Origin of the sequence: Rhodopseudomonas palustris (assembly GCF_003591005.1) — a bacterium.
GTDB lineage: Bacteria > Pseudomonadota > Alphaproteobacteria > Rhizobiales > Xanthobacteraceae > Rhodopseudomonas > Rhodopseudomonas palustris_K.
In genome coordinates this window covers 1-14,110 of sequence record NZ_QYYD01000010.1, presented here as the reverse complement: position 1 = coordinate 14,110, position 14,110 = coordinate 1, and the positions used below count along the sequence as shown (strand labels likewise).

Sequence of the window (14,110 nt, the reverse complement as noted above, 5' to 3'; positions counted from 1 at the left end):
ATCCACACGTCCTGCACTGAGCCCATGGATTGCTTCGTCGCTTCGCTCCTCGCAATGACGCACCACCTTTTTCGAGACGTGCGACCGCACAGGAGCCGCCCATGAACATGAACATCATGAACGTCGATTACTCGACCAAGATTCCCAACAATGTCGACCTCGCTTCCGACCGTCAGGTCCTGAAGGCGCTGGAGGGTTGGCACCCGGGTTACATCGACTGGTGGAACGACATGGGGCCGGAGGGCTTCCAGGAGAAGCTGGTGTATCTTCGCACGGCTTACTCGGTCGATCCGCGTGGCTGGGCCAAGTTCGACTACGTCAAGATGCCGGACTATCGCTGGGGCGTGCTGCTGGCGCCGCAGGAGGAGAACCGCAAGATCCCGTTCGGCGAGCACTACGGCGAGCCCGCCTGGCAGGAAGTCCCCGGCGAATATCGCGCGATGCTGCGCCGGCTGATCGTGATCCAGGGCGACACCGAGCCTGCTTCTGTGGAGCAGCAGCGCCATCTCGGCAAGACTGCGCCGTCGCTGTACGACATGCGCAACCTGTTCCAGGTCAATGTCGAGGAAGGCCGCCATCTGTGGGCGATGGTGTATCTGCTGCAGAAGTACTTCGGCCGCGACGGCCGCGAGGAAGCCGACGATCTCTTGCGCCGCCGCTCCGGTGACGCCGATGCGCCGCGCATGCTCGGCGCCTTCAACGAGGCGACGCCGGACTGGCTGTCGTTCTTCATGTTCACCTATTTCACCGACCGCGACGGCAAGATGCAGCTGCACTCGCTGGCGCAGTCGGGCTTCGATCCGTTGTCGCGTACCTGCCGCTTCATGCTGACCGAAGAAGCCCACCACATGTTCGTCGGCGAAACCGGCATCACCCGCGTGATCCAGCGCACCTGCGATGCGATGCGCGCAGCCGGCATCACCGACCCGACCGATATCGCCAAGGTCCGCGCGCTCGGCGTCATCGACCTGCCGACGATCCAGAAGAAGCTCAACCTGCACTACACGCTGTCGCTCGACCTGTTCGGATCAGAGGTGTCGACCAACGCCGCCAACGCGTTCAATTTTGGCATCAAGGGCCGCTATCACGAGACTCAGATCGACGACGATCACCAGCTCAAGAATTCGACCTATCCGGTGCTGAAATTCGTCGACGGCGAGATCAAGCGGGTCGATGAACCGGCGCTGACCGCGCTCAACATGCGGCTGCGCGACGACTATTCGCAGGACTGCGTCAAGGGCCTGCTGCGCTGGAACAAGGTGATCACCACCGCCGGCTACGACTACAAGCTGACGCTGCCGCACGTCGCCTTCCACCGCGCCATCGGCGAGTTCAAGGACATCCACGCCACGCCCGAAGGCCTGCTGATCGACGGCGCGACCTGGGCGAAGAAGAAGGACGACTGGTTGCCGTCGTCGGCCGATGGCGACTTCATCTCCTCGCTGATGCAACCGGTCAGCGAGCCGGGCGAATACGCCCCCTGGATCTCGCCCCCCAAGGTCGGCATCGACAACAAGCCGGGCGATTTCGAGTACGTGAAGATCGAGACCTGAGGGAAGGGGGGACTCACTGCCCGCGTCACCCTCACCCCAACCCTCCCCCGCAAGCGGGGGAGGGAGCTCGCTGCCGCTTGCGCAACTTCATCGCCTAATATTGACGACTGAAACTAACTGGTCTCGTCGGCCATTTTGAGCGCCACGCCCGCCCCGACCGCCGCCGGCTCCCTCTCCCGCTTGCGGGAGAGGGTTGGGGTGAGGGCGACGCGGGCACGAAGCCTATGTCCAGCCGATCAAACCCCAGCGCTCGCTTACGCCCACCCATCCCCCTTGATGCCGGGGTTGGCGAAGGCGACGCCGCCGTCGACCGTGATGGTCGAGCCGACCACGTAGTCGCCGGCGCGGGAGGCGAGGAACACCGCGGTGCCGGCCATGTCCTCGTCGGTGCCGATGCGGCCCGACGGCACGCGCTTGGCGACCGCGTCAGCTTCGTCACGCGCCGCCTTGTTCATGTCCGAGGCGAACGGGCCCGGCGCGATCGCAGTCACCACGACGTGATCCTTGATCAGCCGCACCGCCAGCCGCCGCGTCAGATGGATCAGGCCGGCCTTCGATGCTGCATACGGATAGGTCTCGAGCGGGTTGACGAAGATGCCGTCGATCGAGGCGATGTTGATGACCTTGCCGGGCTGCTCGGCGGAAGCGGCGGCGCGCAGCAGCGGCGCCAGGGCCTTGGTCAGGAAGAATGGCGTCTTGACGTTGAGGTCCATCACCTTGTCCCAGCCGCTCTCCGGGAATTCGTCGAAGTCGGCGGCCCAGGCGGCGCCGGCATTGTTGACGAGGATGTCGAGCTTGGACTCGCGGCGCTTGATCTCGCTCGCCAGCATGTCGATGCCCGCCATCGTCGAAATGTCGATCGGCAGCGCGATGCATTCGCCCGGATACATCTCGTCGAGTTCGTCGGCGGTCGCCTGACAGGGCGCGGCCTTGCGGGCGGTAATGTAAACGCGGCTCGCCCCGTAGGCGAGGAAGCCCGCCGCGATCATCTTACCGATGCCGCGCGAGCCGCCGGTCACCACAGCGGTACGGCCCTGCAGCGAAAACAGATCCTTGAACATGCGTTTCCCCTTGAGTTTGCCGGGATGGTTTGCGGCCCGCTCCTGAGTGAGTCAAGGAGCGCTGCTGCGGCGGGCAGCGGGGTCAGGCCGCGTCGACGCGGCGAAAACCGTTCCACATCGCGGTGGCGGCACCCGAGGTCAGCACCGGCAGGATGCGGTCGTTCTGATAATTGCCGTTGAGCGACACCCGCGGCAGCGCCGTGAGATGGTCGGCGACGCCGGGAAACAGCATGCCGGGCCGCGTCGTCACCGCGGTCTTGAAGCCGGCGCGACGCGCCAGCGCATATTCACGCGGCCCTGCGGCGGCGCGGTCCCCGTACGGATAGGCCAGATGAGCGATCTCGCGATCAAGATTCGACTCGATGCGGGCACGGCCGACTGACATCTCGTGCAGCACCAGGGATTCGCGCTGATGAGCGAGGATGCCGTGTGTGATCGAGTGCGCGCCGATCGTCACCAGCGGGTGCGCGGCGAACGATCGCAGTTCGCTCCAGGACAGGCACAGCTCCCGGCTGATCGCCGTGTCGTCGGTGCGGTAGCGGGCGCACAGCGTAGCCATGGTCCGCTGCAAATCGTCGCTGCCGGGCAGGCCGCGCATCAGCGCGTGCAGGCGATCGAACGCCGCCTGCTTGTCGTCGGGCGTACGCGTATCGAGGCGGATCTCGGCGTCCCCGATCGGCAGTTCAATGCTGTCGTTCTGTGCGATCAGCCGCTCCAGCGTGATCCACCACAGCCGGCCGGTGCCCTGCGCAAAATCGCTGGCTGCATACACCGTGAACGGCGCCTGGAACTCCTCGAACACCGGCAGAGCGAAGTCGCGATTGTCGCGGTAGCCATCGTCCAGCGTGATGCAGGCGAAGCGGCGGCCGAACTCGCGCGTTGTCAGGCGGCGGTGCAACTCGTCCATAGTTATAATGTCGATGTTCTGTGAGCGTAGATGCCGCAACGTGGCGCGCAGAAATTGCGGCGTCACTTCGAGATGCCGGTTCGGCTGAAACGCATCGGTCCGCGGCGGCTGCACATTGTGCAACATCAGAATCGTCCCGATCCCGGAAAAGATCGGACGCAGCACATGATATGCGCCGGTAAAATAAAGCGCATCAAGCCCGGCGCGAATGATGTTGTGGCGAAACTGCTTCATCGGGCTGCGGGCCAGTTCATTTCTGCACAGTGGTAGCGCCTCACGTTTGAAGAAACGGTTATAGAGAACTTGAGCGATCGGGGCATTTTCCCGGAATTGCGTTTGACAGCCCACCAACGGTTTGATTTCTCTCTGCTTCTGATCCACGGGAAGCGGAATGCGCGGAGTTTTCAGATCGAGCGGCCAGTGGTGGCGCGGTGCCATCGTTCTTTGCGCTCTATGGGCGGTCGCGGCGTGGATGACCACCCCGGTGATTGAAGCCGAAGTCGCCGGCCAAGCCGCCGAGGCGCTCAAGAGCACCGTCCTGGACAAAACCAGGCTGACGCCGGCTGGTCGCGACATCATCTTCTCCGCCGATGCGTTTTCGGAAGAGGGGCGCCGCAGCGCGGTCGCGTCTGTGGAAGCCGTGCCGGGGATCCGGCAGGTTGTCGACCAGACCCGGCTGGTGCCGCAGGCCAGCCCGTTCGTCTGGTCGATCGAGCGCGACGTCGTGCGGGTGACGCTCAGCGGCAGCGCGCCGCTGCCGGCAAGCCGGGCGCGGCTGGCCGATGCGACCCGCGCCGAGGTAGGCGGGGTCGAGGTGTCTGACCGGATGACGCTGGCGCGCGGGGCGCCGAGCCGATTCGACGCCGTCGCACTTCTGCTGGTCGATCAGATCGGCAAGCTGAAAGAGGGCAAGATCACGCTCTCCGACACCAAGATCAGCCTCAGTGGCATGGCGCGCGACCTTGGCGGCCGCGAGGCGATTGCGGCGGCGCTGCGTAATCTGCCGGAGGGCTATTCGGTCGTCGACAATGACATCAAGGCACCGCCTTATGTGTTTCAGGCCAACAAGGATCCGGTCGCCTCGACGGTGACGCTGACCGGCTATGTACCGGACAACGCCGTGCATGCCGCGCTGGCCTCGGCCGCGGGCCAGAAGTTCTTCAACGAGAAGGTCGTCGATAACCTCAAAGCCAGCATCGGCGCTCCGCCGGGCTTCGCCACCGCCGTTGCGCCCGCACTCGGCGCATTGTCGCGGCTGTCGACCGGCACTTTGGTGGTGTCGGACCGCGAGGTCCGGCTGTCCGGGGATGCACTGTTCGAATCCGCGGTCAGTCAGATCCGCGGCGAGCTGAACAAGGACATGCCGCCGGGCTGGAGCGTGAAGGCCGAGCTGTCGGTCAAGCCTGCGCCGTCCCCGGTCGACGCCACGGTATGCCAGCAGCTGTTCAACGAGCTGCTCGGCAAAAGCACGGTGCGGTTCGAGCCGGGCAGCGCCACCATCGACAAGGACTCGGCCGGCCTGCTCGATCGGCTGATCGAGACGGCGATGCGTTGCCCCGGCGCCGGCATCGAGGTGTCGGGGCATACCGACAACGACGGCGATGCCGGCTTCAACAAAACGCTATCGGAGCGGCGCGCCCGGGCGGTGGTGGATTACATGGTGAGGGCCGGTCTGTCCCCAGAGCGGTTTCGGGCGTTCGGCTACGGCAGCACCATTCCGGCGGCCGACAACGATACCGAGGCCGGAAAGGCGAAAAATCGCCGCATCGATTTCGTGATCAGGTGACGGCATGATGGTGCTGGCAAACTTCTACTGGGGCTGGCTGCTCGGGGCGGTGTTGTTAGGATTCGCCGCGGGCTGGATTTCGGTGGTGCAACACGGGCCCGGTCTGTCGAAGAACGCCGCGATGGGGGTCGGCGGCGTCACCGCTGTGCTGATCGGCCTGTCGCTTGCCAGAATCGTCCCCGGTCGGTTCGGTTACTGGCTCGATCTTTTCCTTGTCATGATCGCCACTTATCTGGTGGGTTGTGGGATCGGGGCGTGGTTGCGCTACAGGGTTGTGGCGCGTCAGATGCGGGGAGGGTGATCCCTGCGGGGCGCCGACGCCAGCGAGCTTCCGGCGCACAGCCGGACCAGCCGGCGACCACACGTGATGAAACCGGTCGGCCCGACCGGGAATTGACGCGAAGGAGCGGGATTGGCGCAATCGACCGAATTCCACCCAGTCAGAAGACGAGCGACCAGAGCTTCCTGGCCACGGAGCGGTAACGCCTATCGTGCTACCGGTCTCCCTGTTGCAGGTGGTGGAGAGGGATTCGAGGTTTAGATGGCGGTCGCAATCGGCAGGGTGATCGCATTCCTGCGCGAGAAGCAAATCCTGCACAAACTCGGTGTCGCGATCAGCATCGCGGTCATCGCTGCCGCCTGTTACGTTCTCTATCATCTGCTGCGCGGCATCGATCTCGACAAGGTGCTCGAGGCGATCCGGCAGACCGAGCCGCGCGCCATCGCGCTCGCCGCGCTGTTTGTCGCCGCGGGATACTTCACCCTGACGTTCTATGATCTGTTCGCGCTGCGCACGATCGGCCGCGATCAGGTCCCCTACCGCACCGCGGCGCTCGCCGCCTTCACCAGCTATTCGATCGGCCACAATGTCGGCGCCAGCGTCTTCACCGGCGGGGCGGTGCGCTACCGAATCTACTCGGCCTGGGGTCTCGACGGCATCGATGTCGCCAAAATCTGCTTCCTGGCCGGCCTGACGTTCTGGCTCGGCAACGCCGCCGTGCTCGGCATGGGCATCGCCTATCATCCTGAGGCGGCGTCCTCGATCGATCAACTGCCGCCCTGGCTGAACCGCGTGCTGGCGTTCGTCATCCTGACCGGCCTCGCCGCGTATGTCGTCTGGGTCTCGCTCAAACCCCGTCAGGTCGGCCGCGGCACCTGGAAGGTACAGTTGCCGGGTGGGCCGCTGACGCTGCTGCAGATCGGAATCGGCATCGTCGATCTCGGCTTCTGCGCGCTGGCGATGTACGTGCTGGTGCCGGACGAACCCAATCTCGGCTTCGTGGTGGTGGCGGTGATCTTCGTGTCGGCGACGCTGCTCGGCTTTGCCAGCCACTCGCCCGGCGGGCTCGGCGTCTTCGACGCTGCGATGCTGGTCGGCCTGTGGCAGATGGACAAGGAAGCGCTGCTGGCCGGGATGCTGCTGTTCCGCATCCTGTATTACATCGTACCGTTCGTCCTGTCGGTGGTCATTCTCGCGGTCCGCGAGATCATCCTCGGCGCCAAGATGAAGCGGATGGATCGCATCACGGATGCACTTGATCCGAAGCCGGTCCGGCAGGATCCGACCCCAGGCTGACCATGATCGTTCAGGCGCCCGACGACCAAGCCCGCGCCAACGCCCCGCTGGTGCCGTTGACGGAGCCGCCGCCCGTGCCGGTTGCGACACCGTGGCTCGACCGGCTGCGCCATGCGGCGATTATCCTGCTCGCCGGCGGCATCGCGCTGGCGACCTTAGCGGCGTTCGGTGAGATCACGCCGCGCGCCGCAGGCGTGGTGTTCGCCTGTCTGGTGGCAGCCGCGCTGGTGCCGTGGCGGCTGCATACCATCGCCAATCCCCGCGAGGAAAGCTACGGCATCAGCCCCGTCGAAACCCCGGTGGTGCGGGCGATCGTCGCCGGCATGCCTGATCCGGCGGTGCTGCTCGACCGTGCCGGGCGGGTGCTGCATCTCAACGCCGCGGCTGCGCAGCTGGCGCCGGCGCTGCGGGTGCGCGAACTGGCGCAATTCGCCCTGCGCAATCCGGAAATCGTCACCGCATTGCGCGAGGCGATCGCCACCGCCGAACCGCGCAGCGTCCGCTATCTCGACCATGCGCCGATCGAGCGCTGGATGGAGCTGATCATCGCCCCGGTGCAGGTCCCGACCGCGTTCGGCGGCACCGATCAGTGCATGCTGATGACTTTCCACGACCTGACGCCGCTGCGCCGCGCCGAGGAAATGCGCGCCGATTTCGTCGCCAACGCCAGCCACGAACTACGCACGCCGCTGGCGGCGCTGTCCGGCTTCATCGACACGCTGCTCGGGCCGGCGCGCGACGACGCAAAGGCGCGGGCCCGGTTCCTTGGCATCATGCAGGTGCAGGCGACCCGGATGGCGCGGCTGATCGACGACCTGCTGTCGCTGTCGCGGGTCGAGCTCACCGCGCATGTCCGCCCGGAATCCCAGATCGACCTGATGCCGCTGATCAAGCAGGTCGCCGACGGGCTGGAGCCGCTGGCCGGAGAGCGCCAGGTCAGCATCGAACTCGAGCTGCCGGACAGCCCCGCGATGATCGCCGGCGATCGCGAGGAGCTGTTGCGGGTGTTCGAAAACCTGATCGAGAACGCGTTGAAGTACGGCGCCTCCGGGGGCCGCGTCGTGGTGTCGGTCACGGCGGTGCCAACGTCCGACGGCGGCTCCGAATATCGCGTGGCAGTCCGCGACTTTGGACCCGGCATCGCGCCCGAACATCTGCCCCGGTTGACCGAGCGCTTTTACCGAGTCGATGTCGGCGATAGCCGCTCGCAAGGCGGTACGGGATTAGGATTGTCGCTGGTGAAACATATTGTTAACCGTCATCGGGGCCGGCTGATGATCGAGAGCGTGCTGAAAAAGGGGGCGACTTTCACGGTCTGTTTCCCTCCGGTAAAGTCGTAGTAACATTCTAATTTACTTAGTTAAAACAGTGACTTGTTGTAGTCACATGAGTGTCATCAAACCCTCATAAAAGGTCAATCGACCGCCCCTAAATGGGCGGGAGGTAAGCGCAGTCGGGCGCGATGAGCGCTTCGCTTGCCAACGGAGACCTTCCATGAATTTCATCAAGGCAATCGTCGCGGCCGGTATGGTTGCGGCGTCGACCTCGGCCTTCGCGGCCGACATCACCGGCGCCGGCGCCACCTTCCCGTTCCCGGTCTATTCGAAGTGGGCCGATACCTACAAGAAAGATACCGGCAACGGTCTGAACTACCAGTCGATCGGTTCGGGCGCCGGCATCAAGCAGATCATCGCCAAGACGGTGACGTTCGGCGCCACCGATGCGCCGCTCAAGCCCGAGCAGCTCGAAAAGGAAGGCCTGGTGCAGTGGCCGATGGTGATGGGCGCGATCGTGCCGGTCGTGAACCTCGAGGGCGTCAAGCCGGGTGAGATGGTGCTGGACGGTGACACGCTGGCCAAGATCTATCTCGGCACCATCAACAAGTGGGACGATCCCGCGATCAAGAAGTTGAACCCGAAGGTCGAGCTGCCGAGCACGGCGATCACCGTCGTGCGCCGCTCGGACGGTTCGGGCACCACCTTCAACTTCACCGACTATCTGGCCAAGGTCAGCGCCGACTGGAAGAGCAAGGTCGGTTCGGGCACCGCGGTCGAATGGCCGGTCGGCGTCGGCGCCAAGGGCAACGAAGGCGTTGCCGGCAACGTCAGCCAGACCAAGAACTCGATCGGCTACGTCGAATACGCCTACGCCAAGCAGAACAAGCTGACCCACACCGGCCTGATCAACAGCGCCGGCAAGCCGGTGCAGCCGACCATCGCGGCGTTCCAGGCTGCGGCGTCCAATGCCGACTGGGCCAACGCCAAGGGCTACTACCTGATCCTGACCAACCAGCCGGGCGACGCCTCGTGGCCGATCACGGCCGCGACCTTCATCCTGATGCACAAGGAGCCGGTCGACAAGGCGGCCTCCGCCGAGGCGATCAAGTTCTTCAAGTGGGCGTTCGAGAAGGGCGACAAGATGGCCGAAGAGCTCGACTACATCCCGATGCCGGCGCCGGTGGTCAAGCAGATCGAAAAGACCTGGTCGTCCGATATCAAGAGCTGATCTGAGATCGCGGCGCGATCTGGTCCAGACCGGGTCGCGCCGCACTTTCTTCACTGTTCGACGGATCCCCGGCGCCGGCTGATCACCGGTCGGCTTCGGGAGCGCGCTGAGGGGCGCAGCGCAGGATCAGGCGCGTTCGCGGGGCGACGCGGCGATCGGTTCAACCAGAAATCTCCAGGCTACGCGGCTCGTTTATCGTAACCTGCATCAGCGCAAGGAGACAGGCGTGGCGGACATGGCAGTAGACAGTACGGGGTTGCAAGCGGCGGCCGGACCTTATGATCGGGCCCGGGCCCTGAATGCCTTCAAGTTCAGCGACTCGGCGTTCTACTGGACTACCCGCGCTTGCGCGATCTCGGTCCTGCTGATCCTCGGCGGCATCATCATCTCGCTGATCGTCGGCGCGTGGCCGGCGCTGCGCGAATTCGGGCTGTCGTTCCTGACCACGGCCCGCTGGGCGCCTGCCAACGACCCGCCGGTGCTCGGCGCGCTCGGCCCGATCTACGGCACTCTGGTGACTTCGGTGATCGCCATGGTGATCGCCATTCCGGTCGGCCTCGGCATTGCGATCTTCCTCACCGAGCTGTGCCCGATGTGGCTGCGCCGGCCGATCGGCCTCGCGGTCGAACTGCTCGCCGGCATTCCGTCGATCATCTATGGCATGTGGGGCTTCTTCGTGCTCGGCCCGTTCCTGGCCAATCACTTCCAGCCGGCGATGATCGCGCTGTTCGAGGGTGTGCCGGTGCTCGGCACGATCTTCGCCGGCCCGCCGTCCTATCTCAGCCTGTTCAACGCCTCGCTGATCCTCGCCATCATGGTGCTGCCGTTCATCACCGCGATCTCGGTCGACGTATTCAAGACCGTGCCGCCGGTGCTGAAGGAAGCCGCCTACGGCGTCGGCTGCACCACCTGGGAAGTCGTGCGCAAGGTGGTGATCCCCTACACCCGGGTCGGCGTCATCGGCGGCATCATGCTGGCGCTCGGCCGCGCGCTCGGCGAGACCATGGCGGTGACCTTCATCATCGGCAACTCGTTCCGGATCAACGGCTCGATCTTCTCGCCCGGTACCACGATTTCGGCGGCGATCGCCTCGGAGTTCGCCGAGAGCGACGGCCTGCATCAGTCGGGTCTGATCCTGCTCGGCCTGCTGCTGTTCATCCTTACGTTCATCGTGCTGGCCGCCGCGCGGCTGCTGTTGCTGCGGCTTGAAATGAAGGCGGGCAAGTAATCATGTCGACGACCGAAGCGATCAATCCGATCTACAAGCGCCGCCGTCGCAGCGACATCATCATCAAGGTGCTGTGCTCGGCCGCCGCGGTGTTCGGCGTCACCTGGCTGGCGTTGATCCTGTTCACGCTGTTCTGGAACGGCCTTGCCGGCGTCAACCTGCAGGTCTTCACCCAGAACACGCCGCCGCCCGGCTCGAACGAAGGCGGCCTGCTCAACGCCATCGTCGGTTCGGTGATGATGACCGTGCTTGGCGTCGGCATCGGCGCGCCGCTCGGCCTGTTCGCCGGCACTTATTTGGCCGAATACGGCAAGCACGACAAGCTCACCTCGGTGATCCGCTTCATCAACGACATCCTGCTCAGCGCGCCGTCGATCATCATCGGCCTGTTCATCTACGGCGCCGTGGTGGTGACGATGGGCCGGTTTTCGGCATTGGCCGGCGCGCTGGCACTGGCGGTAATCGTGATCCCGGTCGTGGTCCGCACCACCGAAGACATGCTGCTGCTGGTGCCGGGTGCGCTACGCGAAGCTGCTTCGGCGCTCGGCCTGCCGCGCTCGCTGGTGATCCGGCGGATCGCCTACCGGGCCGCGCGCGCCGGCCTGATCACCGGCATCCTGCTTGCGACCGCCCGCGTTGCAGGCGAAACCGCGCCATTGCTGTTCACCGCGCTGAGCAATCAGTTCTTCAGCCTGGATCTGACCAAGACGATGGCCAACCTGCCGGTGACCATCAACAACTTCGTCCAGAGTCCCTACGACTACTGGAAGCAGCTCGCCTGGACCGGCGCCCTGCTGATCACCCTGACCGTGCTTGCCCTGAACATTGGTGCGCGCATCATCGGCGCCGAGAGGACCACGAAATGAGCGAGATTTCGATTGCCACCAGCGTTCCGAGCGGACCTGGCCCCATGATGGCGGGCCAGCCGGACGGCCCCGCCAAGGTCATCGTGCGCGACCTCAATTTTTACTACGGCCAGAATCACGCGCTGAAGCACATCAATCTCAGCCTCGCCGCCAACCGCGTCACGGCCTTCATCGGCCCGTCGGGGTGCGGCAAGTCGACGTTGCTGCGGATCTTCAACCGGATGTACGACCTCTATCCGGGGCAGCGCGCCGAGGGCCAGGTCATGCTCGACGGTCACAACATTCTCGATCCGAAGCTCGACCTCAATCTGCTCCGCGCCCGGGTCGGCATGGTGTTTCAGAAGCCGACGCCGTTCCCGATGACGATCTACGAGAACATCGCGTTCGGCATTCGGCTGTACGAGAAGATCTCCAAGTCGGAGATGGACGGCCGGGTCGAGAAGGCGCTGCGCGGCGCCGCGCTGTGGAACGAGGTCAAGGACAAGCTGGGTGCCTCCGGCCTCAGCCTGTCTGGCGGCCAGCAGCAGCGCCTGTGCATCGCCCGTACTATCGCGGTGCGGCCGGAAGTGATCCTGTTCGACGAGCCGTGCTCGGCGCTCGATCCGATCTCGACCGCCAAGATCGAGGAACTGATCGACGAATTGAAGGAAGACTACACCATCGCGATCGTCACTCATAACATGCAGCAGGCCGCCCGCGTCTCGGAGTCGACGGCCTTCATGTATCTGGGCGAACTGATCGAGTTCGGACCGACCAACAAGATCTTCACCTCGCCGAACGACCGGCGGACGCAAGACTACATCACTGGCCGGTTCGGCTGACGCGCCAGGCGCGAGGAGAATCAACATGGGCTTCGAGCACACCACCAAAGCGTTCGACGGCGACCTCCAGGAACTGACCCGCTTGGTCGCCGAGATGGGCGGCCTGGCCGAGCGGCAGATCGTCGACGCGGTCGACGCGCTGGTCCGGCGCGACATCGCGCTCGGCAACCGCGTCGTCGCGGCCGACGCCGAGATCGACCAGATGCAGCGCGTGATCGAAGAGCACGCGGTACTCACCATCGCGCGGCGCCAGCCGATGGCCGTAGACCTGCGCGAGATCGTCGGCGCGATGCGGGTCGCCACCGATCTCGAGCGGATCGGCGATCTGTCCAAGAACATCGCCAAGCGCGTCAACGCCATCGACAGCGACTTCCATCCGTTGAAGCTGATCCGCGGCCTCGAGCACATGACCGATCTGGTGCAATCCCAGGTCAAGGCGGTGCTCGACGCCTACACGGCGCACGATCTGCCGGCCGCGATGGTGGTGTGGAACGGCGACGAGGAGGTCGACGCGATCTGCACCTCGCTGTTCCGCGAACTGCTCACCTACATGATGGAAGATCCGCGCAACATCTCGTTCTGTATCCATTTGATGTTCTGCGCCAAGAATATCGAGCGGATCGGCGACCACGCCACCAACATCGCCGAGACCGTGTTCTACATGATCGAAGGCCAGCAGATCCTGGACAAGCGGCCGAAGGGCGACATGACCACCTTCGCCAACGCGACGCCGGGCAACTAACGCATCGCCGGCGAGATCACGGGCGAGCCAAACGACTGAAGACGAGGACCGACATGGGTGCGCGCATTCTGGTAGTTGAAGACGAGGAAGCGCTGACCACGCTGCTGCGCTACAATCTTGAATCCGACGGCTACGACGTCGAAACCGTCGCGCGCGGTGACGATGCCGACACGCGGATGAAGGAGCGCATTCCCGACCTGGTGGTGCTGGACTGGATGCTGCCGGGTCTGTCCGGCATCGAACTGTGCCGCCGGCTGCGGGCGCGGCCGGAGACCAAGCAGCTGCCGATCATCATGCTCACCGCGCGCGGCGAGGAGAGCGAGCGCGTCCGCGGGCTCGCAACCGGGGCGGATGACTACATCGTCAAGCCGTTCTCGGTGCCCGAATTGCTCGCCCGGGTGAAGGGCCTGCTGCGCCGCGCCGCGCCGGAGCGGCTCGCCACCGTGCTGGCCTATGGCGATCTCGAACTCGACCGCGACAAGCGCCGGGTCGCGCGCTCGGGCCGGCCGATCGACCTCGGCCCGACCGAGTACCGGCTGCTCGAGTTCTTCCTCGAGCATCCCGGCCGCGTCTTCAGCCGCGAGCAGCTGCTCGACGGCGTCTGGGGCCGCGACATCTACATCGACGAACGCACCGTCGACGTCCACATCGGCCGGCTGCGCAAGCTGCTCAACCCCGGCCGCGAACAAGACCCGATCCGCACCGTCCGCGGCGCCGGTTACGCGCTGGATGACCGGTTCGCGAAGGTGGAAGGCAGCGCGTAGCGCTTCGACAGCTCATTGGTAGCCCGCATGAGCGGAGCGACATGCGGGCTTGGTGCGGTGCCTCCCGCATATCGCTGCGCTCATGCGGGCTACGGCTTTGACGCCGCGACAGCCGTCATCCTCCGCGACAGCGGAGGATCAAGTCTTGCAGTGTGGTCGTGTGGAGTAACTGGCCCTCTGGAATACTGGATCGCCCCCGGTAGGGGGCGATGCCAGTGTTTTAGCGCGGCGCCCCGCGCCAAACTTATTTATGTTTCGCCGCTTTAAGCCCCCCCACCCCCCGGGGGAGAGGGGCGCCCAA

General features: G+C 64.9%; 13 protein-coding genes. 11 read left to right on the top strand and 2 right to left on the bottom strand.

The features are described from left to right. Window positions 1–101: 101 nt before the first annotated feature. Window positions 102–1,553, top strand: a complete 1,452-nt coding sequence (boxB, locus tag D4Q52_RS11125; RefSeq protein ID WP_119856635.1) for a benzoyl-CoA 2,3-epoxidase subunit BoxB — start codon at window positions 102–104, stop codon at window positions 1,551–1,553. Between the two features lie 254 nt (window positions 1,554–1,807). On the opposite strand, the gene D4Q52_RS11120 is transcribed toward boxB, so the two are convergent. Both D4Q52_RS11120 and D4Q52_RS11115 read right to left on the bottom strand, forming a co-directional pair. Next, a complete protein-coding gene (locus D4Q52_RS11120; protein WP_119856634.1) occupies window positions 1,808–2,614 on the bottom strand; it encodes an SDR family oxidoreductase in 807 nt (268 codons plus the stop codon). Window positions 2,615–2,696: 82 nt separating this feature from the next. Then, entirely contained in the window at window positions 2,697–3,755 is a 1,059-nt protein-coding gene (locus D4Q52_RS11115; RefSeq protein ID WP_119856633.1) for a polysaccharide deacetylase family protein, read from the bottom strand. 157 nt (window positions 3,756–3,912) lie between these two features. On the opposite strand from D4Q52_RS11115, the gene D4Q52_RS11110 reads away from it, so the two are divergent. The 10 genes from D4Q52_RS11110 to phoB all read left to right on the top strand — a co-directional run bounded on the left by D4Q52_RS11110 (window position 3,913) and on the right by phoB (window position 13,809). Continuing rightward, window positions 3,913–5,307 carry an OmpA family protein gene (locus tag D4Q52_RS11110; protein ID WP_119856632.1) on the top strand — a complete coding sequence of 465 codons (1,395 nt, stop codon included), beginning with the start codon at window positions 3,913–3,915 and terminating at the stop codon, window positions 5,305–5,307. Between the two features lie 4 nt (window positions 5,308–5,311). Next, the gene (locus D4Q52_RS11105) at window positions 5,312–5,608 is read left to right on the top strand and encodes a hypothetical protein (protein WP_119856631.1); all 297 of its coding nucleotides are present in this window, start codon (window positions 5,312–5,314) and stop codon (window positions 5,606–5,608) included. A gap of 240 nt (window positions 5,609–5,848) precedes the next feature. Next, window positions 5,849–6,883: a lysylphosphatidylglycerol synthase domain-containing protein gene (locus D4Q52_RS11100; protein ID WP_119856630.1), complete on the top strand. Its 1,035-nt coding sequence runs from the start codon at window positions 5,849–5,851 to the stop codon at window positions 6,881–6,883. Between the two features lie 2 nt (window positions 6,884–6,885). After that, window positions 6,886–8,223, top strand: coding sequence for an ATP-binding protein (locus tag D4Q52_RS11095; RefSeq protein WP_119856629.1), 1,338 nt, complete (start codon window positions 6,886–6,888; stop codon window positions 8,221–8,223). Between the two features lie 154 nt (window positions 8,224–8,377). After that, entirely contained in the window at window positions 8,378–9,388 is a 1,011-nt protein-coding gene (pstS, locus tag D4Q52_RS11090; protein ID WP_119856628.1) for a phosphate ABC transporter substrate-binding protein PstS, read from the top strand. 226 nt (window positions 9,389–9,614) lie between these two features. Further along, complete coding sequence (pstC, locus tag D4Q52_RS11085) at window positions 9,615–10,616, top strand: phosphate ABC transporter permease subunit PstC (RefSeq protein WP_119856627.1); 1,002 nt, start codon at window positions 9,615–9,617, stop codon at window positions 10,614–10,616. Window positions 10,617–10,618: 2 nt separating this feature from the next. Beyond that, complete coding sequence (pstA, locus tag D4Q52_RS11080) at window positions 10,619–11,482, top strand: phosphate ABC transporter permease PstA (RefSeq protein ID WP_119856626.1); 864 nt, start codon at window positions 10,619–10,621, stop codon at window positions 11,480–11,482. Then, complete coding sequence (gene pstB / locus D4Q52_RS11075; protein ID WP_119856625.1) at window positions 11,479–12,303, top strand: phosphate ABC transporter ATP-binding protein PstB; 825 nt, start codon at window positions 11,479–11,481, stop codon at window positions 12,301–12,303. The genes pstA and pstB overlap by 4 nt, the downstream gene beginning before the upstream one ends. Window positions 12,304–12,328: 25 nt before the next feature. Then, window positions 12,329–13,045 carry a phosphate signaling complex protein PhoU gene (phoU, locus tag D4Q52_RS11070; protein ID WP_119856624.1) on the top strand — a complete coding sequence of 239 codons (717 nt, stop codon included), beginning with the start codon at window positions 12,329–12,331 and terminating at the stop codon, window positions 13,043–13,045. 53 nt (window positions 13,046–13,098) lie between these two features. Next, on the top strand, window positions 13,099–13,809 hold the full coding sequence (gene phoB, locus D4Q52_RS11065; RefSeq protein WP_119856623.1) for a phosphate regulon transcriptional regulator PhoB: 711 nt from the start codon (window positions 13,099–13,101) through the stop codon (window positions 13,807–13,809). Window positions 13,810–14,110: the final 301 nt, after the last annotated feature.